Below are 23772 nucleotides of genomic sequence, written 5' to 3'. Positions count from 1 at the left end.
AACCTGCATGTTGGCCCCGCCATCCTCGATTTGCCCCCTTCAGGAGCCGGTTCAACGCCCCGGGGGCGCGGCGCCGCCTGCCCTCACACGCCGATCGCTGGCGGAGCAGGCTCACAGGATCGCAAAGAAGCGCCGCATCTGGCACTCAAACAGGGGCGAGATCAAGGTATTGGGGACCAGGGCCCCGGTAAACTTGGCCCCCGTGACAGGGCGAGGGCCTCCTCTGCCTGTCAAGGCTACGCCCCTTCTATCGCGACGCAGCCCGTTGCCCCCCGTTCGTTGCACCCGATGGCCCATGCCGTGGCGGCAGGCCAGCAGATGGGAGTTCGATATCGCATGACATCCCCCAGGATGATCGCCGGATGGCCGCCCCTGTCGGCCCTCCCCAGCCCCCCTGTCATGAGGGAGGGTTCCCTGCCCCCCGGTTATCAGGGAGGGGCGCTGGCCCCTCTTTGGATGGCGCCATGACCACGTCGACACGCCTTCGACTGCGCCGGGAATTTCATATAGACGGCATCGTACAGGGGGTCGGCTTTCGCCCCTTCGTCTATGGGCTGGCGCTGCGCCACAGCCTTGCCGGCTATGTATTGAACGACGCGAGCGGCGTCACCATCGGCGCCGAAGGCTCCCCCGAGCAGCTCGCCGCCTTTGCCCGCGAACTGCGGGAACTGGCGCCGCCCTTGAGCCGAATCGATCATTTCAGCGAGCGGGAGCTGCCCCGAGATCAGGATCCCGACTTCGATGGCCAATTTCATGGCCAGTTTCGAATTAAAGCGAGCCAGCAGCAGAGCGCCGCCACGGTCGCCATCTCGCCGGATCAGGGAATGTGCGAGGCGTGCGCCAACGATGTGGCCAACCCCAACGATCGCCACCATCGCTACCCCTTTACCAACTGCACCCACTGCGGCCCGCGCTACACCATCATCCGCCGCCTCCCCTACGACCGCCCCCACACCGCCATGGCGGACTTTGCCATGTGCCCGCGCTGTGCGGCGGCCTATGAAAACCCGCTGGACAGACGCTACCACGCCCAGCCGGTGAGCTGCCCCGAATGCGGGCCCCATCTCAGCTGGCGAAATGGCCGTGGCGATACCCTGGCCGAGCGCGAGGATGCCTTGCAAGCAGCTGCTCGCGCCCTGCAAGCGGGGGCCCTGATTGCGGTCAAGGGAATGGGGGGGTATCACCTGATGTGTGATGCCCGCAATGAACAGAGTGTTGCCAGATTACGAATGCTCAAGCGGCGCGCGCGCAAGCCGCTGGCGGTGATGCTAGGCACCCTTGCCGAGGCCAAACTGTATATCACCGGCAGCGAAGACGAGTGGAAGCTGCTCACCTCTCAGGCCAGACCCATCACCTTGCTGCGCAAGCGCAAAAACGATGATCGGCACTCAGAATCCCGACTGTCAGTCGCGCCGCTGGCCGAGGGGATCGCCCCCGGCATCCCCTACCTTGGGGTCATGCTCCCCTATACCCCGCTCCATCAGCTGCTGCTGGATGCCTGCGCCATGCCGCTGGTGGCCACCAGCGCCAATGGTCGCGGCAGCCCCATCCTTATCGAGTGCGAGGCGGTGGTCAGGGAGCTCGGGGGCGAGATTGACGGCATCCTGGATCACAACCGCCCCATCTTGCACCCTTGCGACGACAGTCTGGTGCAGTGGGCGGGCGGGCGACGCCAGACGTTGCGCCTCGCCCGGGGCTATGCCCCCTGCACCCCCAGCCTGCAAGAGGCGGTCAAGGCGCCGCTGCTGGCGGTCGGGGCGCAGCAGAAGAACCAGCTGGCGCTCGCCTTCGGCCGCCAGCGCATCTACAGCCCCTATATCGGCGATCTGCACAGCCTGCCAATGCAGGAGCACTTCGAGCAGACCCTGGCCACCTTTCGCGAACTCTACGATCTCAAACCCAAAGTGCTGGTATCGGACTGCCACCCGGGCTACCTCAGCCATCAGTGGGCCAAAAGCTATTGCCAGGATCAGGGTGCAACCCACCTCGAGGTGCAGCACCATCACGCCCACCTGCTGGGGGTGATGGCCGAGCACGACATCACGGGCCCGGTGCTGGGGGTTGCCTTCGATGGCACCGGCCTTGGGGATGACGGCACCCTCTGGGGCGGCGAGCTGCTGCTGGCAGACGTTCAGGGATTTGAGCGGGTTGCCCACCTTGCCCCCTTCAAGCTGATCGGCGGCGAAGCGGCCATTCGCGAGCCGGTGCGCCAGCTGCTGGGGCTGCTGTTTGAATCGCACACTCCTGAGCAGATCAGTGCCCTCGATATTCCGCTGATCAACAAACTGCCCCTTAAGCGGATCAGCAACCTGCACCAGCTCTGGCATCTCGGTCGCAACACCCCCTACACCAGTTCCATCGGTCGGCTGTTCGATGCGGTGGCGGCGCTCTTGGGAGTGATCGACACCCCCGATTACGAGGGCGAAGCGGGACTCCTGCTGGAGACAGCCGCCTTACAATTGGCCCCCGATGAATTGCCCTTCCCCCTCGCCTTTGATCTCAGCCAATCAACAGAGGGACCACTGCAGATCCAGTGGGCAGAGCTCATCAATACCCTTGTCAGCGAGCGGCGCAAAGGCACCTCCACCGCCAGCCTGGCCGCCGGTTTTATCCGCGCCATCAGCAAGCTGGTGGTTGCCCTGGCCGAGCGCTTCCCCGGCTATCCGGTGGCGCTCGGGGGCGGCGTCTTTCAAAACCGGGTGCTGATGGACCAGCTGGTCCCCGCTCTCGAAGCCGCCGGCCGGCAGGTATTGACCAGCGAAACCCTGCCGCTCAATGACGGTGGCATCGCCGCCGGTCAGCTCTGGTTTGCCATCCACCATCTTGCCACGCACCAGCCTGCCAAAGCCGGTTGTGCCACCTTGTCGGAGTCCTGAAATTCATGTGTCTATCCATCCCCTCTCAGGTGGTGCAGCTGCACCCCGAAGATAACTGCGTCACCGTCGATACCTTGGGGGTGCATCGGCGCGTCAGCTGCATACTGCTCGAGGAGCCCCTCCAGGTGGGCGACTATGTGCTGCTCCATATTGGCTTTGTGATGAGCAAGATTGACGAAGAGGAGGCGCAGGCCAGCCTCGAGAGCTTCCGCCAGATGGTGGCCCTGATGCCCAAACAGGATATCTTGCCATGCTGACCTTGAATGATCTGTTTCAGGGCTTTCGCCAGCCCGAGGTGATCCGCGCCCTCGCCGCCCAAATTACCGAACTGGCCAAATTACTCCCCGAGCCGCTGCGGGTGATGGAGGTGTGCGGCGGTCATACCCATACCATCATGAAGTACGGCCTGCACCAGCTGCTGCCCGCCAGCATCGAGTTCGTTCACGGCCCCGGCTGCCCGGTCTGCATCATGCCCAAAGAGCGCATCGATCAGGCCATCGAGCTGGCGAGCCAGCCGAATGTCATTCTGGTCACCCTGGGGGACATGATCCGGGTGCCGGGCTCCAAAGGCACGCTGGCCCAGCAGCGCGCCAAGGGGAGCGATATCCGCCCGGTCTATGACCCCCTCGATGCCCTGCGTATCGCCCGTGAGAACCCTGAGAAAACCGTGGTCTTCTTCGCCATCGGTTTCGAGACCTCCACCCCCATGACCGCCGCCTTGCTGGCTGCGGCTGAAGCTGAGGGGATTGAGAACCTGCTGTTTCATATCAACCATGTGCTGGTGCCCCCCGCCATTCATGCGGTGATGGCCGACGGGGTGGCCAAGGTGAACGCCTTTATCGGCCCCTCCCACGTCAGCGTCATCACCGGCGCCGATATCTACCTGCCCATCGTCGATCGCTATCAGGTGCCGGTGGTGGTGAGCGGTTTCGAGCCGGTGGATGTGATGGAGGCGCTCTTGATGATGGTGCGCCAGAAGGTGGAGGGTCGCTACGCGCTGGAGGTGCAATACAGCCGCGCCGTCACCGCCAGCGGCAATAAAGCCGCCCAGCGGCTGGTCGAGCGCTTTTTCGAAACCCGCGAGCACTTTCGCTGGCGAGGTCTGGGGGATATCAACGCCTCCGCTCTGCGCCTGCGCGATGCCTTCGCCAAGCGCGATGCGGAGCGCTACTTCCAGCTTGATCAGACCCCCATCGATGACCACAAGGCGTGCCAGTGCGCCGATATCCTGCGCGGCTTGGCCAAACCGAACCAGTGCAAAGTCTTTGGCCGGGGCTGCACCCCGACCCAGCCCATGGGCAGCTGCATGGTCAGCTCCGAAGGGGCCTGCAATGCCTACTACCGATATATGGGGATCCAATGAGAGAAATTCAGTTAAGCCACGGCGGCGGCGGTGTCGAGATGAATCAGCTGATCAACCAGCTCTTCTTTCACCACTTTGGCAACGAGATCCTGCTGCGCGGTGAAGATGCCGCTCTGCTGCCGGTAGAGGGCCCCGTCGCCTTTACCACCGACAGCTTTACCGTCTCGCCACTCTTCTTCGAGGGGGGCGATATCGGCAAGCTGGCCATCGCCGGCACGGTCAACGATCTCGCCATGATGGGGGCCAAACCCGAGTATCTGAGCGCCAGCTTTATCATCGAGGAGGGCTTCCCCTACGCCGATCTGGCCCGCATCGTCGAGTCGATGGCCGCCGAACTTGCCAAGAGCGGCGCCCGCATCGTCTGCGGCGACACCAAGGTGGTGCCCAAGGGGGCGGCCGACAAGATCTTTATCAACACCAGCGGGGTCGGCACCTTCCCGCAGCCTGAGCAGAGCCGGGGCATCTCGGTCCGCAACCTCAAGGCTGGTGACGCCATTCTGGTGTCGCGGGATATCGGCAGCCACGGCGCCTGCATCCTGATGGCCCGCGACGCCCTGCAACTGGGATCGGATCTCAAGAGCGACTGCACCACCCTCTGGCCGCAGGTCGAAGCGCTGCTAAAAGCGGGTATTACCCCTCACGCCCTGCGCGATGCCACCCGCGGTGGCCTTGCCGCCGTGCTCAACGAGTGGAGCAGCGCCTCCGGCGTTGCCATCGAGCTGGAGGAGTCCGCCATTCCGGTGTGCGATCCGGTGCGCGGCCTGTGCGAGCTCTACGGTTTCGAGCCCCATGATCTCGCCAACGAGGGAACCATGGTGCTGGCCCTGCCCGCCGAACAGGCGCGGGACGCGCTGGGCATCTTGCGGCAATTCAACCCCGCCGCCAGCCAGATCGGCGTGGTGCAGGCGAGCGATCGCCACAAGGTGATCTTGAACAACCCCTGGGGCAGCCGCCGTTATCTGGAGCTACCGCAGGGGGAGCTGCTGCCGCGGATCTGTTGAGCAACCATGCCGTTCCGTCAATTACAGGGAGGAGTCACAGCTCCTCCCCCTATCGGTTAAGGAGCTACCATGCACGAAATGTCTCTGGCCATGGCTGCCATCGATCTGGCGGCCGAGCAGGCCACCCAGCGGGGCTTTAACAAGGTGACCGCCCTCTGGCTCGAGGTCGGCAGCTTCTCCTGCGTCGACCCGGACACCATTGCCTTCTGTTTCGAGGCCGCCGCCAAGGGCACCGTGGCCCAAGGCGCCCAGCTTCACTTTCAGCACCAGGCGGCTGAGGCCTGGTGTTACGACTGTAACAAGACAGTCACCCTCACCGAGCGCGGGCAGGCCTGCCCCGAGTGTGGTGGATACAAATTACGCGTCGCGCTAGGGAACAGCCTGCGCATCACCGACATCGAGGTAAGTTGATATGTGTAGCGTATGCGGATGCGGCCAGGCGCGGATCGCCGGCCATGAGCACGATCATGAGCATCATCACGAACATGAACATCACCATGAACATGGTCATGAACACGACCATCATCATGCTCATGACGCCCATCACCACCATGACCACGAGCAGAGTGCGCCGCGCACCCTGATCATTCACCACCACTACCACCATCAGGGGGATGTCCATCACCACTACCACGGGGTACGGGCTCCCATAAGCCATGAGGGGCATGATCACCCCCATGAGCACCACCATGATCACCCCCACGACCCTCATCATGAACATGCCCACTCTCATGAACACGGCCATTCCCACGCGCATCCCCATGATCACAGCCATGACCATGACCATGACCATGACCATGACCATGACCATGACCATCAGCAGGGTGATCTGCACTATGGCAAAGGGGAAGCGGGATTGTCGGTGCCCGGCATGGGACAGCGCCAGCTGATCGCCATCGAGATGGATGTGCTGGCCAAGAACAATGCGCTGGCCGCCCACAACCGCGAGCACTTCACAGCTGCCGACCAGCTGGTGCTCAATCTGGTCTCTAGCCCGGGTTCAGGCAAAACCACTTTGCTGTGCGAAACCCTGCGCCAGCTGGCCGACAAGCGCCCCTGCGCGGTGATCGAAGGGGATCAGCAGACCAGTGCCGATGCGGATCGCATCCGTGCCACCGGTGTCCCTGCCGTGCAGATCAACACCGGCAAGGGCTGCCATCTGGACGCCAAAATGGTCCACGACGCCTGCCACCAGCTGCCCGCCAATGAAGGAGGCATCCTCTTTATCGAAAACGTCGGCAATCTGGTCTGCCCCGCCAGCTTCGATCTCGGCGAGAAGTACAAGGTGGCGATCCTCTCCGTCACCGAGGGGGAAGAGAAGCCCCTCAAGTACCCGGACATGTTCGCCGCCGCCCAGCTGATGGTGATCAACAAAATCGATCTGCTGCCCTACGTCAGCTTTGATGTGGCCCGTTGCATCGAGAACGCCAAACGGGTCAACCCCTATATTCAGGTGATCCAGGTCAGCGCCACTACAGGCGAAGGGATGGATGCCTGGCTCAACTGGCTGGCCAGTGCCTGAACCGGTTAAACACCGCTGATAACGGTAGGAGGGAGGCTGATGCCTCCCTCTCTTTTATCTGCGCGCTTTGCCAACGATCCTCTCTGTACAGAATGGCCAGCGACTCATACTCACGTCCCCTCACCCTGGCCCTCTCCCCAGGGAGAGGGAACCGGTTCGTGGATGTCGCGACTATACGACTCCCTCAACCCTCTCAGGGGGCGCTTCGAGCATAACAACCAGCCATATTTTCAAACCCAGAGGTTCTCCAAACCCTAAACCCCGAGCCTGGCGAAATGGCACCTTCTGCTCCCTTCTCCCCTTGCGGGAGAAGGGTTGGGGATGAGGGGGAACCACCTTTCAAGCCGCGCTTTCGGTCAGCTCCCCAGATTCGGGCTGCATCTCACCAAAGCGCAGCACCCGATGACAGATCTGGCGCAATAATGCCTGCTGGTGACTGAAGATGACCATGCCAAGCCCGCGCTGCTCGCATTCAACCATCAACTCCCGCCAGAGCTGGCGCTGAATCTGCGGATCCAGCTGGGCGGTCACCTCGTCGGCAATCAGCAGCCGAGTGCGGGGATCGAGGGCACGCAGCAGCGCGATGCGGGCCAACTCGCCACCGGAGAGCTGGCCGGGTTTACGACCAAGCCATCCAGGCTTGACCATAAAGCGGGCCAGCATGGCGTCATCGGGGCGCCACACATCCCAGAGCGCCTGCCCGGTGGTGCGATAGGGATTGAAGGTGAGCTCCGGGTGCTGGGGCACCAGCTGGATGGGGTTATAACCTTTTACCTGTTCAGGCACCGGCTGCCCATCCAGCAGGATCTGCCCGCTGGTCCCAACCGGTTGCCAACTCGCCAATACCCGCCCCAGCGTGGTCTTGCCATGGCCACTCGGCGCAGAGATGCCGAGCCGTTCGCCCGCTTTCACCGTCAGCGATAACCCCTGCCAGAGAGGACGTTCCCCCTGGGCGATAGTGAGATTTCGTACTTCCAACATCAGGAAACCTCCGGCACAGAGAAGAGCGCATTGAATTCCGGCAGCGCCTGCCAGTGGGCGCGGAGCATCTCGCTCCCCTGCCCCTGGAGCAGATGGTGACAGCTCAGGGTGTCGCTCACCTGCCCCTGATGCAGCGCCACAATGCGATCGGCAAAGCGGGCTGCCAGCGCCAGATCGTGGGTCACCCAGAGGATACCGCTGCCCTGATTGGCCAATTCACGCAACTGGCTGAGCAGCTGGCAGGCCAGCCCCTCGTCGAGCCAGGCGGTGACCTCGTCCGCCAGAATGTAGCGGGCGCCGCCAAGGGCCGCGGTGCAGGCCAGAATGCGCTTGGCCATGCCGCCGGAGAGCTGGCGCGGATAGCGGTCCAGAGTGGCAGCTGGCAGCTGGTAGCGCAGCAGCTGCTGGCCGAGCCGCTCGCGAGAACCGCTCTGGCCGCAGAGGCGTGCCGCACGTCCCAGCTGGCGCTCCACCGTCAGCAGCGGATTGAGGGCGCTCACCCCCTGCGGCACATAGCAGAGGGTGTGGCCGCGCAGTCTGGCCCGGCTGGCGTCGCACAGAGGCGTGCCATCAAGAGAGATGGAGCCGCGCATCCGCAGGTTGTCCGGCAGCAGGGTCAGGGCGCTTTGCAGCAGCAGGCTCTTGCCCTCGCCGCTCCCCCCCACCAGCGCCACGATTTCGCCGGGCGCCAGTTGCAGGCTGATATCGGTCAGCAAAGGCTGCCAGCTGCGCCGCCCCAGCCAGGAGTAGTGGGCCGCCTCTATGGTCACCTGATCAAAACTCAGCATGGTTCACTCCTGTGCCACAGCAGCTGTTGCAAGGCGCGGGTAGACTGATCAAACAGCAGAACCAGCAGCAGCAGCATCAGCCCCGGGAAGAGGGCCAGCCACCAGCCGCCGCCGGCCAGATAACGCAGGGCATCCGCCAGCAGCAGGCCCAGCGAGGCCTCGTGGGCCGCCAGCCCAAAGCCGAGAAAGCTCAAGGCCGCGCTATGCAGCACCGCATGGGGAAACATCAGCAAGGTGCCGATAAACCATTGGGGCAACAGCCCCGGCAGCAAGTGGATGCGCCAGCGACGCAGCGCCCCCATCCCCTGACAGCGGGCCAGCACCACGTAGTCACTGCAGACGATCCGCCGCGCCTCGGCGCAGAGAATGAGCGCCAGCTTGGGCCAGTGGGTGAGCGCCACCGCCAGGATCACCCCGCGCATGCCGCCCCCCACTGTGAAGCAGATAAGGATCAGCAGCAGCATATGGGGCAGCGCCAGCATGGCGTCGATCACCATTCGCACCGCCGCATCACATCTGGGGTGAATGAGCGACACGCTTGCCGCTACCATGGCCAGCAACCCGCTACAGAGCGCCGTGCTGATGCCGAGTTCCAGACTGGTGAGGGTGCCCTGAAAGGCCCGCAACCAGAGATCCCGCCCCATCTGATCGGTGCCGAACCAGTGGGTCAGCGAGGGAGGCTGCTGGCGCGCCAGCAGATCCATCGGCACATCCTGATGAGAGAGGCTCCAGCCGTAAGTGGCCAGTAGCGCCAATCCGAGCAGGGCAAAAACCAGCCGCAGTATGGAGGGAAGCGGATTAAACAGCATGATCGCCCTCCCAACCGCGGTTGATGCGGGCCAGCAATACCCGCGCCGCCGTGTTGCCCAAAAAGACCAGCAGGGTGCAGAAGAGCACGATTCCCATCAGCAGGGGGATATCCCCTCGCAGCCCCGCATCCACCGTGGCCTGGCCGAGCCCCGGATAGGAGAAGACCTTCTCTGCCAAGAGCGATCCGCCAATCAGCTCGCCAAGGGAGGCAAACTGCAGGCAGAGCGCCGGGGTCAGGGCGTGGCGCAGCACATGAAAACGCAGCATGGGCCAGCCGCCATCCCCCTGAGCGCGGGCGTAGCGGATAAAGTCGCTCTCCAGCACCTCGGCCACCCGCGCCCGGGTGTGCAGGGCGATGTTGCCCAACCCGAGCAGGGTCAAGGTCGCCACCGGCAGCAACAGATGGCGTGCTCGCATGACCCAATCTACCTCATCGGCGGAGAGGCCCGGCGTCCAGGCGCAGCAGACCGGCAACAGCGGCCAGTGCACCGCAAACAGCGCGAGCAGCAAGAGGCCGACCCAGAAGGTGGGCAGGGAGGCGAGCAGATAGGCAAACCGGCAAATCAGGCGATCGGGCCAGTGATTGAGATAGCGACCGGCGCAGAGGCCCAGCAAAATCCCGAAAAAGCCGGAGAGCAGCCAGGCGCCCGCCAGCAGCAGGAAAGAGGCAGCAAAGCGCTGGCCTATGACTTCCCCCACAGGCGCGTTGTAGAGCATGGAGTAACCGAGATCCCCCTGCAGCACCTGGCTAAACCAGTGCCAATAGCGCAGCCAGAGCGGCTGATCCAGCCCCCAGCGGGCGGCTATGCGGGCGTACTGCTCCGGCGGCACATGGAGCAGATCGTTGCCGATATAGGCCTTGATGGGGTCGATGGGGGAGTAACTCAGCAGCACAAAGGTGGCGACCGAGACCAGACATAACAGCCCTGCCAGACGCAGCAGGGCTTTTAGAGTGGCAGTCATCATAGTGGGGAACTTAACGGCACGTCCACCGCCAATCCTGCAGGTTGTTGAGCAGTGACCAGCTACCGTGGATTTCCGGCGCCCCCTTGCCAAGGTCGATGCAGCGATTGGCCAGATAAGTGTGCTGCACGTTGAGCAGCCAGGCCCAGGCCGCATCTCCCTGCACTCCGGCGCCGGTCTTGCCATCCCACTCCACCTGCTGCCAGAACGGCACGGCCGCCTGCCAGTTCGGGGCATCCAGCGCCTGCTTGAGGTGGCTATCCACCACAGGGTTGCTGTAGTAGCCCGGATTGTAGAACTCCACGCCACCGGAGCCGCTCTGGTAGTGGTGATAGAGCTCCATGGGATCCAGACTCCCCCACCCCATCAGCACCGGATTGGCGTGCATCTCCCGCTCCACCTGTTCCCAGCTGCCGGACTTGAGGCTCACCTCAAGGCCAATGGGCCCCAGCATGGCCCGCACCGCTTCCGCCAGATCCCGGCGGGTGCTGTCGCCACTGGTGTACCAGAGGGTAAAGGCGGCGCGCAGGGAGCCCTTGTGGCGAATGCCGTCACTGCCCATCTTCCAGCCGGCCTCGTCGAGCAGGGCGTTGGCGTGGGCCGCATCCCCATCCTTGAAGGCGGTGGCGTTGTTCAGCCAGGGCAAGCCTTCTACCGCGCTGTAGGCGGGGATGGCATGTCCTTCCAGCAGCTGGTCGGCCAGCAGCTTGCGGTCGATGGCGTAGTTGATGGCGCGGCGCACCGCCACATCCGAGGTCACGTCGTTGCCGATGGGATAACCCTTGGCATCTTTTTTACCCTCTTCGCCACGCTTGCTCGCTGCAGGAATGGGGAAGACGATGCCGCGGTTCTCGACACTTGGCCGCACCCACAGCTTGAGGGAGGCAGGCACGGTAGGCGCCAGTGACGGGGCAATGCGCACCAGGTCGAGCTGGCTGCTCTGGGCCGCGGCGTAGGCGCTCTCTTCATCGATAAAGACGAACACCAGCCGTTTGAAGTCATTGTTGCCACCGGCGTAATAGGGGTTGGCCTCCACCACCAGTTGTTGACCGGGTAGGAAGCTCACCAGCCGGTAAGGGCCGGCACCGACCGGCTTTTGGGCATATGCTTTTGCGTCGTAATCACGCTTCGACACTATCCCCAAAGATCCCAGCACGTTGACGAAAGTGCTCTGGGGAGCACTCAGGGTGATGGCCACCTCGGTAGGCGAGAGCACCTTGGCCGAGACAAAGTTGCCCATGTCGATCTTGCCGCCCCCCTGGGCTGCGCTGTTGTAGGTGAAGGCCACATCCTCGGCGGTGAGGGGCGCGCCGTTGGAGAATGTCAGGTTCGGCTTGAGGCGGATAAGCCACCCCTTGCCATCCTGGTTCGGAGTCACCGATTGGGTGAGCACATTCTGCCAGCTGAGGTCGGCGTTTTGCTTGAGCAGCGGACTGTGCAGCAGCAGGTAGCTGCCGTGGCTCCAGCCAAGCAGCGGGTCAAACCCTTCGGTGGGTTCGGCTCCGATGGCGAGCTTGAGTTCGGCGGGGACGGGCTGGGCAGCCAGCGCCATGGTAGAGAAACCGCCCGATAGCAGGGCCAGCAGGGGCAGTGCCTGCACCAGGACTGGCGCACCAAGCAGGCCATCGATGCGGCCATGTTCAATCTTCATCATGATCCTTGTTCCCAGGATTCACTCGCAGAGATGCAACGCCACCTCAATGAGGCGAGTGAGGGGCCCATGCCGGCCCCTGTGTCAAACTGACGCGCCCGGTTGTCGGCACGCCTTGGTCTCAGGACTTTCGTCCCCCGAACAGTCGTCGGCGCCCCAGATCCACGCCGCCCTCCCCCTGCTGCACCGGAAGCGAAAGCAGCATCTTGAGGGTGCTGCTCACCAGCGCCCGCCCCTCGTCGGCCCCCAGATGCGGGTCGATGGGGGACATGAGCGAGCAGGCCAGCAACTGCCCCGTCTCGGGCAATGCCCCCACCATAAAGGTCAGGTTGCCGCAGGGGAGCTGCAGGGCGAGCCGATCGCGGCTGCCACGCACCGGCCAAAGCTGATCCGGCCCCGGCAGCACTACCACGCTCAACATCCAGGGGGTGAGCACGCAGCCGAGCCACTGCCCTTCAAACAGGGTGCACTCTGCGACTATGGGCATGGTGGCGTGATAGAAGGGCAGCGCCTGCATCTCTTGCTGCGCGATCCGCTCGTACTGGGCTACCAGCAATGGCGCGGGATTCGCGGCAAAACCGGCGAACTCCTGCGCCGACTCTGTCGCGGCTTCGTTCACTGTCTTGTTCACTACCTCATTCACAATGGATTGCGCCATAGGCCCTCCCGCGCTCGCTCGGCCTTCTCCTGCTCAAAGAGCGGAATGGCCGGAGCTCCCAGGCTGGCCAGCAGGGTCAGGATCCGATCCGTCGCCTCCCCCATGGCAGCCGCCACCACGGGGGTGAGGCCGATGCGGGGTTCGAGGGATTCGGGCTCGACCCCGATCAGGGTGAGCCGCCTGGGGGACTCCCCCGTCATGTGCAGCGCCGAGAGCACGTCCGCCAGCCCCAGCTGATGGGGGGAGATCTTGCGACCGAACAGGGTCGGGATCGCTTCATCTTTCAGGGTCACCACGGTGCCCGGCGGATTGCCGCTGCGCACCGCGTCCGCCAGTATGATGTGGTCGCGACTGGCCATCGCTTCGAGCAGCTCCATGCCAGCGGTGCCGCCGTCAAGCAGCTCGATGCCAGGGGCGAAGCGGTAGTCGCGCTCCAGCCCCTCGACGATGCGCACGCCGACGGCCTCATCGCTCAAGAGCAAGTTGCCCACGCCCAGGATCAGGGTGTTCATAACAGCACCTTCACCTGAGTTGTTTCACCACTCTGGGTATCCACCACGTGCACCGCGCAGGACATGCAGGGATCGAACGAGTGGATGGTGCGCACCACCTCCAGCGGCTTGCCGGGATCCGCCACCGGGGTGCCTACCAGGGATTGCTCGTAGGGGCCGGGCTCGTCGTTGAAGTTGCGCGGGCCCGAGTTCCAGGTCGACGGCACCACCGCCTGATAGTTCTCGATCTTGCCACCCTTGATGACTACCCAGTGGGAGAGCATACCGCGCGGCGCCTCTTCAAAGCCCACCCCGCGAAACTCCTTGTCCGCCGGGATCTCGGTCTTGATGTAGGCGCTGGAATCCCCCTTGCCGATGTTGTCCACCAGCGCCTGCCACTGGTGAGACAGGGTATCTTTGAGCACGCAGCAGCGCACCGCGCGGCCGATGATGCGGCCCAGGGTGGAGTGCAGCTGTTCGGTCTTGATGGCCGAGCCGGTCAGTGCCTTGTAGATGCCATTCAGCTGATCGAAGTGCGCCACAGTCCCGGGGTGCTTGGCGGCCAGCTTCACCAGGAGGTCTGCGAGGGGCCCCACCTCCACCACCTTGCCGTAGAAGGTGGGGGATTTGACCCAGGAGTACTTGCCGTCATCCTGCCAGCCGGTGTAGTCGGGCTCAGTCTTGCCCTCCCAGGGCTTGAGGGGGGCGTCATCCTTGTACCAGGCGTGCTTGTTGCTCTCGGCAATGCCATCCATCAGCCACGCATCCTGATGGCTCTCGATGGGGCGATAGCCGGCCAGATCGCCGTTCTCGATGTAGCCACCGGGCATCAGGAAGCTGCCGCCGTCACCGTCGGTGGGCAGCTCCGGCACGCTCAGGTAGTGCTTGGCCCCCTGCCCCAGGTTCAGCCACTCGGGGTAGTGGGCAGCGATGATGGCGGCATCCACCTTGTAGACCTGCTCGATGAACTCGCCGAGCCGGTCGATAAAGCTCTTCACGTAGAGCAGCCGCTCGAGGTTGAGCACGCTCGGTGCATCCAGGTTGATGGGGTTGGCCACCCCGCCCACCGCCAGATTCTGAATGTGGGGGGTCTTGCCGCCCAAAATGGCGACGATGCGGTTGGCATCGCGCTGGCACTCCAGCGCCTGCAGATAGTGAGCCACGGCGATGAGGTTCACCTCCGGGCTCAGCTTCATCGCCTTGTGGCCCCAGTAGCCGTTGGCGAAGATGCCGAGCTGGCCGCTCGCCACCAGGGCGCGGATCTTCTCCTGCACCTTGGTCAGCTCGTCGACGCTGTTGAGGGACCAGGTCGATACCCCCTTGAGCAGGTCGGCCGCCTTCTGCGGGTTTGCCTCAAGGGCCGCGGTGATGTCCACCCAGTCCAGCGCGGAGAGCTGATAGAAGTGGACGATGTGATCGTGGATGTTGTGGGCCGCGATGATGAGGTTGCGGATAAACTGGGCATTGACCGGCACCTTGGCGCCGATGGCGTTCTCCACCGCCCGCACCGAGGCGATGGCGTGAATGGAGGTGCACACCCCGCAGATGCGCTGCACTATCATCCAGGCATCGCGCGGGTCGTTGCCCTTGACGATCTCCTCCATCCCGCGCCACATGGTGCCGGACGACCAGGCCTTGGTGACGACGCCGCCTTCGATTTCACAGTCGATACGCAGGTGACCCTCGATGCGGGTGATGGGGTCTATGGTGATACGTTGGCTCATACGTTGGCTTTCCCTCGGGCCTGATAATCTTGGTGAACACGTTCAAGTGATGGCAGTACCGGCAGCAGCCGGATCAGCAGCAAATAGGCACACACCTCGATGGCGACGAAGCCCAAGGAGATCAGCACTTCCGCCGCGGAGGGGAAGTAGTGGTAGCCATTGCCGGGGTTGAAGGCGAGCAGGGAGTAATCCAGTCGCCAGAGGGCTGCGCCCAGCAGCATGCTGAGAGCCCCCAGAAAGAGCATGCGCGAATCGCGGCGGCTCTTGTCCCAATGGAACACCAGCAGCGGGAAGATCATCAGCGCGATCTCGCTCCAGAACATCAAGGCGTAGCGATTCCACTGGGAGAGGTACTCCGACTTGTCGTTGATGACGATCTCGGCAAAGCGCAGCGCCACGAACAGGATCAGGAAGATGTCGATCACCTGGGTCAGCTTGTAGAAGAGCGACTTCTCGTTGGGGCCGCGCCCCGCCAGCCCTGCCTGCACCAGGGAGCCTTCAAACACCACGATGGAGAAGCCCATGATGAAGGCGGTCAGAAGCGAAAAGACCGGCAGCAACTCGTAGCTTTGCCAGAGTGGATGGATCTTCTCCCCCGCTACGATCATCAACGAGCCCATCGAGGACTGGTGCATGGTGGGCAGCAGAGCCCCCAGCGCCAGCACGAAGAACATGATCTTGTTGAGGCGAATGAGTGACGCCTTCCAGCCGAACTTCTCCAGCAGCACGGGCGCAAACTCCAGCGCCATCACCCCGATATAGATGGTCATGCAGACCGCCGTCTCGAACAGCACCGAGGAGGTGTTGAAGTGACCGGGCAGGTAGAAGTACGGCAGGTTCCAGTAACGCCCCACGTCGATGGTGATGGAGAGGCCGCCCAGCGAGTAGCCGAACAGGCTCGCCAACAGGGCCGGTCGCACCAGGGGGTGATACTCGCCCCGGTTGAACACATAGACAGCCCAGGCCAGTGCCCAGCCGCCGCAGGCGAAACCGGTACCGATCAATAGATCGAACGAGATCCAGAGTCCCCAGGGATAACCGCCATTCAGATCGGTGACCGAACCCAGCCCGAAGACGAGGCGTTTTAAAATCAACATGCCGCACAGCACGGCAAAGGGGGCCAGCACCAGCACAGGCCAGCTGACCAGCCTGCCCCCCAGCGGATGTGCCTTGTGATTACTCATGGTCCTTGCCTCCCGTATTCTGGTCATGACCCTTGCTCTGGCCATGGCTGGCATCATCCCCCTCTCCCCCGCCATGCTGCTTGGCATTGCGGCGAATGAGTACCGAGAGCCCGGTCAGCACCACCAGCGGCAGCACCATCCCCTTGTAGAGGGTGTGCTGGATATGCTCCGAGCGGGCACCGGAGGAGAGCTCCGGCAGATCGGGCATGTCGAGCTTGGTATAGGGCACCCCGGCCAGCACCAGCACCTGGGTGCCGCCCCCCTCCTTCTCGCCATAGACGTAAGGCTGGTAGTTGGGCACTTCGTGCAGGTAGGGGTCGTTGGCCTTGAGGGTCTGGCGCGGGTAGGCATATTCGCTGCCCGGGGTGGCCAGCAGGCGACGCCTGGCTTCTGCCATCAGCGCCTCGCGGGTGCCGAAGATGACGGCGCCGGTGGGGCACACCTCGACACAACCGGGCAACTTGCCCTGATCGATGCGCTCAAGCCCTTTCTGGTTGCAGAGCTCGCACTTGTGGATCGCCCCGAACGGGTTGTCGTAGTCATATTTGGGCACGTCGAACGGGCAGCCCACCATGCAGTAACGGCAGCCGGTGCAGACGTCCGGGTCGTAATGGACGATGCCGGTCTTGGGATCCTTGGTCAGCGCCTGCACAGGGCAGACGGAGACGCAGTTGGGATCGACACAGTGCATGCACTGCTTCTTGATGTAGGCATAGCCATCCACCAGCTGATCCTTGTGCTCACCCGTGCCGTTCTTCCACACCTGAATGATGTTGTTGGTGTAGGGGCTCAGCTTGTCGTTGTTGGACCAGGTCGCTTCCCCGGCCGGATTGGCCGGGTTGCCGTTGAGGCGCTGACACTCCGCCACACAGGCCTGGCAGCCGATGCAGAGGGTGGAGTCGTAGAGCATGCCGAGTGCGCCGGGAATGAGCGGCTTGTTCTCGGCCGCCGCCAGCGCGGTGCCGGAGACGGTGGTGCCCGCCGCCAGCGCACCGACGGAGGCGAATTTGAGGAAGTTGCGTCTGTTCACGGTCACTCCTCCCGTGAGGTGTGCTGCCCGGCTTCATGGCGCTTCTGCTGGCGACCGAGCTCGCGCACCGTCATCAGACTCACCCCGACCAGCACCCCGAGCGCGCCCCCGATAAGGCCGGTGGCGGTGGGCGAGATATGCCCCCCCTCCTGAATAGCCACGTCGGGTTTCTCCACCCTGGGGGTCGGATTTTCCACCTTGGCGAGCTGGAAGATCCCCTTGCTGAACCCCACCCCCTGCTCGTTGCAGCCGTAGCAGGGATGGCCTATGCCCACCGGCCAGATGCCGCCGCCCACGTCGCAGAACTCCAGGGTCGAGCAGTTGCCGTAGGTCTCCGGCCCCTTGCAGCCCAGGTGATAGAGACACCAGCCCTGACGGTGGCCCTCGTCGCCAAACTCCTTGGCGAAGCGGCCGGCGTCGAAGTGCGGGCGGCGCTCGCAGTTTTCGTGGATGAGCCGCTCATAGGCAAACAGCGGCCGCTTCTTGGCATCGAGCGCCGGCAGCTTGCCGTAGGTGATGTAGTAGGCGACCGTGGTGAGGAAGTTGTGGGGGTTGGGCGGACAGCCCGGGATATTGATAATCGGCGTGCCGAGGTTGCCGAGAGCCTCTTCCAGGCTGACGGCGCCGGTCGGGTTGCCGCCGCTGGCGGGCACCCCACCCCAGGCGGCGCAGGAACCGATGGCGATGACGGCGGCCGCGTCACTGGCGGCGCGGCGAATATGGTCGACGATGGGCTCGCCAGCCACCATGCAGTAGATGCCGCCATCTTTAAGCGGGATGGAGCCGTCCACCACCAGCACATACTTGCCCTTGTAGCGTTCGATGGCATTGTGCTTGTTCTCTTCGGCCTGATGGCCGAAGGCCGCCGAGAGCACCTCGTGGTACTCCAGCGAAATGGTGTTGAGGATCAGGTTCTCGATGGTGGGGTGGGTGGCGCGCAACAGCGATTCGGTGCAACCGGTACACTCCTGCGCCCCTATCCAGATCACCGGTGGCCGCTCGGGGCTGGTGAGCGCGGTGGCCATCTTGGCCACGGCATGCTGGCTTAATCCCAGGGTTGCGGCCATCCCGGCGCAAAGCTTCATAAAGTCACGGCGATTAATTCCATGAGCCGATAAAAAAGTATCCTCGACCATTCTTCTTATTCCCGTCAGTGAGCATTGTTTGACAAATGCTTAATTGCGGGAATGCTATGCCTCCCCTTCCCCCTTTATGTTGATCTCCATCAAGTCGAACCCTATTAATGCCTCTGTTGGACTGGAGAGTGAAATTAAAAAAGCTATATGCCACATGCATTTATTATTTGCTGAGCCCCAAAAACACCCACAAAGAGGTATTTCAAGAAAGACCTAATTAACACCATATAAATTACGTCTTTGTTTTCGGCATGAAATTATAAAAATTAAAGCATTGTCACAGAATTTATTTTTCGGCCCTGTTATTCCAGCATCTCATCTTCATCAATAGGTGTTGCAGCGTACATAACGCCACCAGTCAGTCCTTCATCTCTTGCCAAAACAGAAATAAATTAATCAAGCGCGGTACTTTAATAGCCAAGCTCAAGGACTACAGAAAGTGGCTGAATCACCAGCAGAAACGTTTGTGCCTCATACGAAACCTGCTTTCATTGTACAGACAAGGCAGGCCTCCCAAGCCAGAGCCTCCTCCCCCTCCAACCAACTATCCGGAAGAATGGCGATCACGTTTTCTGATGATGACACAAGAAAACACCGGCTGAAACCGGTGCTAAATAATACCTATACTGATAGCACATTAATGCAATGAGTCATAGCTCTGAAAATAACTCACTACCATCCGACATCTATTACCAAACCTATTAAAAGCAATGACACTATTTCAGTGAAAAGCTATCAGATTTTATCCAATAATTTTTCCCTCCTGATGGGGTTTTGTATATTATTTTATAAAACATTCCATCATCAGACATGTCAGAAAGAATGAACTCATCACCTCTAATTAAATATGCTTTAAGAACTTCGCTCTCCTTAGGTCCACTATAAAGATGAACTTTTGATTCTTCAACAATCCCATTTAATGGTTCTCGAGATAAAAAGTCGCTACCATCACTAAGAAGAACGGTGTGGTTGTTTTTTCCATCTTTTTTATAAATTCTCTTTACTTGTTGACATCCGACACATGCATCCCTAAAAAGTAACGTCCATTTATCTTGAATTATCATATAAACATCATCATTCCACTCACCCTTATCTCTCCAAGAGCTCACTACATATTTATCATGAAGTGATATATTACATAATTTCCCATCAACGCCAGCAGATGGAGTATCCTCTATCTTTCCATGTACGATTTTAAATATAATGGAGCACTGATTTACATCGTGTGAGGTTGTCACAAATAAATACTCTAAATCAAATATCTTCTTTATTTCAATTTTTTCATACCCATCATTCAAAAGTGTTTTCACTAAAGGTGGAGTGATAAAACCTTTGCATGACTGTGCATTGCAATCCTCTGCGTAAACAGGAAAGCTTACGCTAACTAAAAACAAACAAAACAACAATGCAACATTTCTAGCCGCCATTAATTCAGCCCCCACTCTGTCTTTATAAGATTAAAATATTTCATTCTATCCAACAATCCATTGTCACCACCATTTACAGCCAAAGTAATTAATTTTACATTATCTCTGTCATTGTCAACTAAGATGTTTATATCACCCTTTGCATCAAATTTTTTATGAACAGCACCGTTAAAACGCCAATACCAGCATGATGCTTCTATTGCATTTGCCATACTAGCAGCCACCAATGACGAGTCGTTGACACAGTCCACACCAGAATGTTTAGAGAAGCGTATATAATTATTTTTCCAAGTCAATTGAATCAGACCTCGCCCTCTATAGGTTGGACCATCACCTATTTTGGTGTTTCCGTTCTTCTCTGCATCTGCATGTCGGCCAGGATCATAATTAACTCCAGAGCCAAATTCCAATGTAGTATCTAGATGAGCTGACTCATGCAAGCATTGTGATAGGAAGTGGGCTCTATGATAAGGACCATTAATTTCGTATTTAAAAAGCATTTCATTAAGAAGTGCAACAAAATCAGTCTTATTATATTTGTATACATTAGGATAGTCTTTTTTAAACTTGCTTGCAAAAGCCTTGCCGCCCCTTTCACCAGTAAACCAGTCATTTTTGTGACCAAGTAATAGCTCTATTAACTCAGTAGTAATTATATGCTCCGAAACCATAGGCTTTATTATTATGGATAATGGATATAGATGTGAAACCTCTCCATTAAATTTTAACTTGGCTGCACTCTGCATCCACTCCAGCTTATCGATACGCTGTTTCTCGTGATCCACCAGCAGGTCAAAATCAGGCAAGCCAATTTTAGCCATCAGTTTTTCCAGCCACAGATAACTGCTGGCCGACGATTTTTCATACCACTCGCTGGGATGCTTGACGATAAGCTTGTGAAGTTGCTCTGCATTGCTGCTATTTTGCAGCGCGGTCTGTATCTCTTCACTGCTAAGTTCACCGCTCTTGTCGGTATCGAAACTGTTTACCAATTCGGTAAAGAAAGTAGGCGGCGCATCCGGGTCCAGATAACCATCTGATCCTGAACCATCGACCTTTTTAAAGCCAATCTTAAGCCAGTCATGCTGGCTCAATAGCTCCACTTGCTCTTTCTTGACATATTTTCCTGACGAAATGCTGACCCACTCCTGCTTGGCGGCATCTTTTTCAAACTTTGGTGATTCAACCAGCGCTTCCAGACTCTTATCACCGGTTGCCACCCAGAGATCTTTACCATCCTGCTTTTTCTTCTCGTGCAAGATGAGTCCCGCCGGGACCTTGGCATAGGTGGCACCACCTTTTGTTCCCGCTTTGTTGGCCAATACATCGTCCAGTCTGGGATCCTGGGTGAACACCTCAAGATGAACTTGATGCTTACTCTTTTTGCCTCCAATCAGAGAGCCTGGCGTTTCCACCAAGCCGAGATAGCCGATGGTCTCACCTGCGGCAATGGCCACGGGAGATGGCAACACATAGAGTTCGCCAAGATGGGAGGGAGGAAGCGTATTTGCCTCGATATATTTGTCTTCGACGCATACCCAGGCGACACCACAACTACTTGGCACACCGTCCACACTCGGTGTCACATATTTGCATCTGGCCATCTTGTGCGCCTTGTCACCATCCCAATGGAATTCGAGTTGGTGTGCATCATACTGCAACTTGGTACCGGCAGGCAGAGAAACACTTTTCTTTCCCACCACCGGACGACCTGTAGACCCATCAACTCCAGGATCCGCACGGCCAACCATATTAGTCAGCAGTTCCGCCTCTATCTGATCGAATAGCCAGGTAGGCAGGTTGGGTTTAATCACCTCAACAGCGGCCGGACTATTGGCGATCCAGACCGAACTCCCTTGACTGACCACAACACCGGCCTTCTCAGCCTCTTTCATCTGGGTATTGGACAGCTGACTCTTGATGATCACCTTGATGAAGTCATACACCTTGCCCCCGACATTCCCCTTTTGGGATGGTACACTGCTGTCCATTTCCAGTTCGGTATCTTTAGGTAGCGTGAAGCGCGGCAAGGCGGCATTAACACGCTGCTGCTCGGCATCGGGATTGGCATGTGGAACGGAATTGCGCGCATTCCACCCCTTCTTCAGTACCAGCTTCTCGGTGCTTTGGTACTGATCCCAAGGCAGCAGATGCATATAGAGCGAGTAGAAGGTGAACTCATTTTTCGCCTTAGTCTCTGCATTCACTTCACAATATTCATGCTGTACCAGGCAGAAGCAGTTGGAATAACGCAAGGACTCCCCCTGAAATTCAGAGGTCAGGTAATCCTTCATCATCCGGAAGGCCACCACCTTGCCATCAGCCATGGCTCTGACAGGATACTTATCCTTGCACCAAGGGGCACTCTTGTCGCTGATATGAATGCCACCATGCCATTTGTTATGATTGCCAAGAAGATAGTGACCCGATTGCTCGCCATTGATCAGCGCAGTCAATGCTTTGGCATCTTTGAACTCTTCCCCTTTGGCAGTGAGGATGGGAAATGCAAACTTCATGCTGTTTCCTTATTCAGAAAAGAGGTAGAACGCGCCGGGCTTCTCTTCTTTCAAGAGCGCCTCCATCGCCTTCTCGGTGGGGATGGCCTTGACCAGCTCGACCAGTTCGGGAGCCTTGACCACTTCTACCCCCTTGGGCACCACGGGAGCCTTGCCACCCCAGCCAGATCCAGACCCTGCGCTGCCGCCGGCGTTGAGCTTGATGGCGGGGCCCACCAGCTTGACGCCGCTCGGGTCCACTTTGACAAAGCTGCCGCCCCCCTTGAGGGTGATCTCGGAGCCCGCCTCCAGCACCAGCTTGTCCCCCACCTTGATATGCACTTCCTGCCCAGCTTCCACCAGCAGGGACTGCCCCAACTTCTGGTGCAGGCTGGCATCCACCGTCAGCGAGTAATCGGCTTTTATCTGGTCGCGCTTCTCACCCTCCACCGTCAGGTGGTCATTGGCCTTGATGCGGGTCACCCGCTCATTGTCGATGTCCCTGTGTTCGTCGTGCTTGATGTGCCACGCCGCATCGTTCTCGATAAGCACGTTCAGGTCTTTCTGACCGTGGATATAAATCTCTTCCTTGCCAGCCTGGTCTTCGAAACGCAACTCGTTGAAGCCCTCGCCTTGGTGGGTCTCGGTGCGCAGCACGGTGCGGGTCTTGTTGGCTGGCAACTCGTAGGGCGGCCGGTTGGTGGCGTGATAAGTGCGACCAGTCACGATGGGCTGGTCGGGGTCCCCTTCCAAAAAGCTCACGATGACCTCGTGGCCGATGCGCGGGATGGCCATCATGCCGTACTGACCGCCGGCCCAGCCCTGGGATACGCGCACCCAGCAGGAGCTCTGGTCGTTGGAGCTGCCGTAGCGGTCCCACGGGAACTGCAGCTTCACCCGGCCATGTTCGTCGCAGTAAATCTCCTCACCGTCGGGGCCCACCACCATGGCGATTTGCGGGCCGTCCACCATCGGCTTGTGAGGGGCCTCCGGGCTGCCAATGCGTGCCCGCCAGGTGGTGCTCGCTTTCACCACCCCGAATTCGTTGTGATAGATGGTGGGGCCGCTCCCCCCCTCCTCCTCCAGCGCCTGCGGCTGCAAGCCGGTGTGCTGGATGCGCACCACTTGCCAGTCGGTGTTGAGGCTGCCGTTGGGGTGTTCGGTGAGCGAGAAGCTCTGCCCCGGCAGCAAGGCGGCGCAGTTGGACTTAGCCTGGCCCGCCACCGCGTCATTGCGCAGCGCATCCAGCCGGTGCCGGGCAAAGGCCTTACCGCTCGGGTCCGCTTTGTAGCGGCCCGGATAGTCGAAGTGCTGGTAGGTATCCCGTTGGTGCTCGAGCTCTGTGCCCTGCTTCTTGTGAGAGAGACCATAAGCGGGGGTCTTGAAGCTGTAGTCCTTGAGCTCCACATCCGACGGGCGCACTGCCTCCCGATAGTGAAACTGGCGCACATAGGGCCCTTGTTCCAGCGAGCGGTTGCCGAGGTTGAAGAAGAGCTCGGGGCCGGCCGTCAGGGCAGCCGCGTCGTCAGCAAACACGATGCGGTGCTTGCCCTGCTCGAATTCGTGGAAGTAGAACATCCCCTCTTCGGCGGCGAGGCGGTTCACGAAATCGAGGTCGGTTTCCCGGTACTGAACGCAGTATTCCCGCTTGGCGTGCTCGTTTTTGAGGGCA

Annotated in this window: 20 protein-coding genes and 1 pseudogene; 6 read left to right on the top strand and 15 right to left on the bottom strand. The window is 60.1% G+C overall.

Annotated features, from left to right (window positions below; all coding sequences use genetic code 11):
• Positions 1–464: 464 nt before the first annotated feature.
• From hypF to hypA, 5 genes are all read left to right on the top strand, one after another.
• On the top strand, positions 465–2876 hold the full coding sequence (hypF, locus tag ACB037_RS07600) for a carbamoyltransferase HypF (protein WP_371175131.1): 2412 nt from the start codon (positions 465–467) through the stop codon (positions 2874–2876).
• Between the two features lie 5 nt (positions 2877–2881).
• On the top strand, positions 2882–3133 hold the full coding sequence (locus ACB037_RS07595) for a HypC/HybG/HupF family hydrogenase formation chaperone (RefSeq protein WP_371175130.1): 252 nt from the start codon (positions 2882–2884) through the stop codon (positions 3131–3133).
• Positions 3127–4239: a hydrogenase formation protein HypD gene (gene hypD, locus ACB037_RS07590; RefSeq protein ID WP_319873467.1), complete on the top strand. Its 1113-nt coding sequence runs from the start codon at positions 3127–3129 to the stop codon at positions 4237–4239. Before ACB037_RS07595 ends, hypD begins: the two co-directional genes overlap by 7 nt.
• Positions 4236–5240: a hydrogenase expression/formation protein HypE gene (hypE, locus tag ACB037_RS07585; protein ID WP_319873466.1), complete on the top strand. Its 1005-nt coding sequence runs from the start codon at positions 4236–4238 to the stop codon at positions 5238–5240. Before hypD ends, hypE begins: the two co-directional genes overlap by 4 nt.
• A 69-nt stretch (positions 5241–5309) precedes the next feature.
• Positions 5310–5651, top strand: a complete 342-nt coding sequence (hypA, locus tag ACB037_RS07580; protein WP_319873465.1) for a hydrogenase maturation nickel metallochaperone HypA — start codon at positions 5310–5312, stop codon at positions 5649–5651.
• Here hypA and ACB037_RS07575 read toward each other — a convergent pair.
• The gene (locus ACB037_RS07575; RefSeq protein WP_319873508.1) at positions 5629–6003 is read right to left on the bottom strand and encodes a hypothetical protein; all 375 of its coding nucleotides are present in this window, start codon (positions 6001–6003) and stop codon (positions 5629–5631) included. The genes hypA and ACB037_RS07575 overlap by 23 nt on opposite strands.
• Between ACB037_RS07575 and hypB the strand changes: the two genes are divergently transcribed.
• Entirely contained in the window at positions 5890–6762 is an 873-nt protein-coding gene (gene hypB / locus ACB037_RS07570) for a hydrogenase nickel incorporation protein HypB (protein WP_371175255.1), read from the top strand. The two genes, ACB037_RS07575 and hypB, sit on opposite strands and share 114 nt — an antisense overlap.
• 339 nt (positions 6763–7101) lie before the next feature.
• On the opposite strand, the gene ACB037_RS07565 is transcribed toward hypB, so the two are convergent.
• The 14 genes and pseudogenes from ACB037_RS07565 to tssI all read right to left on the bottom strand — a co-directional run.
• Positions 7102–7743 (bottom strand): ATP-binding cassette domain-containing protein, encoded by a 642-nt coding sequence (locus tag ACB037_RS07565; RefSeq protein ID WP_371175129.1) that lies wholly within the window; start codon positions 7741–7743, stop codon positions 7102–7104.
• Positions 7743–8531: an ATP-binding cassette domain-containing protein gene (locus ACB037_RS07560; protein ID WP_323926047.1), complete on the bottom strand. Its 789-nt coding sequence runs from the start codon at positions 8529–8531 to the stop codon at positions 7743–7745. Before ACB037_RS07560 ends, ACB037_RS07565 begins: the two co-directional genes overlap by 1 nt.
• A complete protein-coding gene (locus ACB037_RS07555) occupies positions 8525–9340 on the bottom strand; it encodes an ABC transporter permease (protein WP_371175128.1) in 816 nt (271 codons plus the stop codon). Before ACB037_RS07555 ends, ACB037_RS07560 begins: the two co-directional genes overlap by 7 nt.
• A pseudogene (locus ACB037_RS07550) lies at positions 9330–10333 on the bottom strand (ABC transporter permease). Before ACB037_RS07550 ends, ACB037_RS07555 begins: the two are co-directional and overlap by 11 nt.
• Positions 10318–11955 carry an ABC transporter substrate-binding protein gene (locus ACB037_RS07545; protein WP_371175254.1) on the bottom strand — a complete coding sequence of 546 codons (1638 nt, stop codon included), beginning with the start codon at positions 11953–11955 and terminating at the stop codon, positions 10318–10320. Before ACB037_RS07545 ends, ACB037_RS07550 begins: the two are co-directional and overlap by 16 nt.
• Positions 11956–12076: 121 nt before the next feature.
• Positions 12077–12613 carry a hydrogenase-2 assembly chaperone gene (gene hybE, locus ACB037_RS07540; protein WP_368220075.1) on the bottom strand — a complete coding sequence of 179 codons (537 nt, stop codon included), beginning with the start codon at positions 12611–12613 and terminating at the stop codon, positions 12077–12079.
• Positions 12595–13125 (bottom strand): HyaD/HybD family hydrogenase maturation endopeptidase, encoded by a 531-nt coding sequence (locus ACB037_RS07535; RefSeq protein WP_371175127.1) that lies wholly within the window; start codon positions 13123–13125, stop codon positions 12595–12597. The genes hybE and ACB037_RS07535 overlap by 19 nt, the downstream gene beginning before the upstream one ends.
• Positions 13122–14828 carry a hydrogenase 2 large subunit gene (gene hybC / locus ACB037_RS07530; RefSeq protein WP_371175126.1) on the bottom strand — a complete coding sequence of 569 codons (1707 nt, stop codon included), beginning with the start codon at positions 14826–14828 and terminating at the stop codon, positions 13122–13124. Before hybC ends, ACB037_RS07535 begins: the two co-directional genes overlap by 4 nt.
• Positions 14825–16012, bottom strand: coding sequence for a Ni/Fe-hydrogenase cytochrome b subunit (gene hybB, locus ACB037_RS07525; protein WP_371175125.1), 1188 nt, complete (start codon positions 16010–16012; stop codon positions 14825–14827). The genes hybC and hybB overlap by 4 nt, the downstream gene beginning before the upstream one ends.
• Complete coding sequence (gene hybA, locus ACB037_RS07520) at positions 16005–17042, bottom strand: hydrogenase 2 operon protein HybA (protein ID WP_371175124.1); 1038 nt, start codon at positions 17040–17042, stop codon at positions 16005–16007. The genes hybB and hybA overlap by 8 nt, the downstream gene beginning before the upstream one ends.
• Positions 17043–17044: 2 nt before the next feature.
• Positions 17045–18178, bottom strand: a complete 1134-nt coding sequence (hybO, locus tag ACB037_RS07515) for a hydrogenase 2 small subunit (RefSeq protein ID WP_371175123.1) — start codon at positions 18176–18178, stop codon at positions 17045–17047.
• A gap of 716 nt (positions 18179–18894) precedes the next feature.
• Positions 18895–19620, bottom strand: a complete 726-nt coding sequence (locus tag ACB037_RS07510) for a hypothetical protein (protein WP_151028074.1) — start codon at positions 19618–19620, stop codon at positions 18895–18897.
• Positions 19605–22121 (bottom strand): glycoside hydrolase family 19 protein, encoded by a 2517-nt coding sequence (locus ACB037_RS07505; protein ID WP_371175122.1) that lies wholly within the window; start codon positions 22119–22121, stop codon positions 19605–19607. Before ACB037_RS07505 ends, ACB037_RS07510 begins: the two co-directional genes overlap by 16 nt.
• A gap of 9 nt (positions 22122–22130) precedes the next feature.
• The coding region (tssI, locus tag ACB037_RS07500; protein ID WP_371175121.1) for a type VI secretion system tip protein TssI/VgrG at positions 22131–23772 on the bottom strand (1642 nt) is incomplete at its 5' end.

It is taken from the genome of Aeromonas sp. S19(2024) (assembly GCF_041402625.1).
Classification (GTDB): Bacteria; Pseudomonadota; Gammaproteobacteria; order Enterobacterales; family Aeromonadaceae; genus Aeromonas; species Aeromonas caviae.
This window is presented reverse-complemented; position numbering and strand designations above follow the sequence as displayed.

Excerpts from the sequence above, each read along its gene's own strand:
- hybB (WP_371175125.1), bottom strand. The coding sequence starts at position 16,012 with ATGAGTAATCACAAGGCACATCCGCTGGGGGGCAGGCTGGTCAGCTGG.
- ACB037_RS07560 (WP_323926047.1), bottom strand. The coding sequence starts at position 8,531 with ATGCTGAGTTTTGATCAGGTGACCATAGAGGCGGCCCACTACTCCTGG.
- ACB037_RS07565 (WP_371175129.1), bottom strand. The coding sequence starts at position 7,743 with ATGTTGGAAGTACGAAATCTCACTATCGCCCAGGGGGAACGTCCTCTC.
- ACB037_RS07545 (WP_371175254.1), bottom strand. The coding sequence starts at position 11,955 with ATGAAGATTGAACATGGCCGCATCGATGGCCTGCTTGGTGCGCCAGTC.
- hypA (WP_319873465.1), top strand. The coding sequence starts at position 5,310 with ATGCACGAAATGTCTCTGGCCATGGCTGCCATCGATCTGGCGGCCGAG.
- ACB037_RS07595 (WP_371175130.1), top strand. The coding sequence starts at position 2,882 with ATGTGTCTATCCATCCCCTCTCAGGTGGTGCAGCTGCACCCCGAAGAT.
- hypF (WP_371175131.1), top strand. The coding sequence starts at position 465 with ATGACCACGTCGACACGCCTTCGACTGCGCCGGGAATTTCATATAGAC.
- ACB037_RS07535 (WP_371175127.1), bottom strand. The coding sequence starts at position 13,125 with ATGAACACCCTGATCCTGGGCGTGGGCAACTTGCTCTTGAGCGATGAG.
- hypE (WP_319873466.1), top strand. The coding sequence starts at position 4,236 with ATGAGAGAAATTCAGTTAAGCCACGGCGGCGGCGGTGTCGAGATGAAT.
- hybE (WP_368220075.1), bottom strand. The coding sequence starts at position 12,613 with ATGGCGCAATCCATTGTGAATGAGGTAGTGAACAAGACAGTGAACGAA.
- hypD (WP_319873467.1), top strand. The coding sequence starts at position 3,127 with ATGCTGACCTTGAATGATCTGTTTCAGGGCTTTCGCCAGCCCGAGGTG.
- hybO (WP_371175123.1), bottom strand. The coding sequence starts at position 18,178 with ATGGTCGAGGATACTTTTTTATCGGCTCATGGAATTAATCGCCGTGAC.
- hybC (WP_371175126.1), bottom strand. The coding sequence starts at position 14,828 with ATGAGCCAACGTATCACCATAGACCCCATCACCCGCATCGAGGGTCAC.
- ACB037_RS07575 (WP_319873508.1), bottom strand. The coding sequence starts at position 6,003 with ATGGGGATGCGCGTGGGAATGGCCGTGTTCATGAGAGTGGGCATGTTC.
- ACB037_RS07555 (WP_371175128.1), bottom strand. The coding sequence starts at position 9,340 with ATGCTGTTTAATCCGCTTCCCTCCATACTGCGGCTGGTTTTTGCCCTG.
- ACB037_RS07505 (WP_371175122.1), bottom strand. The coding sequence starts at position 22,121 with ATGAAGTTTGCATTTCCCATCCTCACTGCCAAAGGGGAAGAGTTCAAA.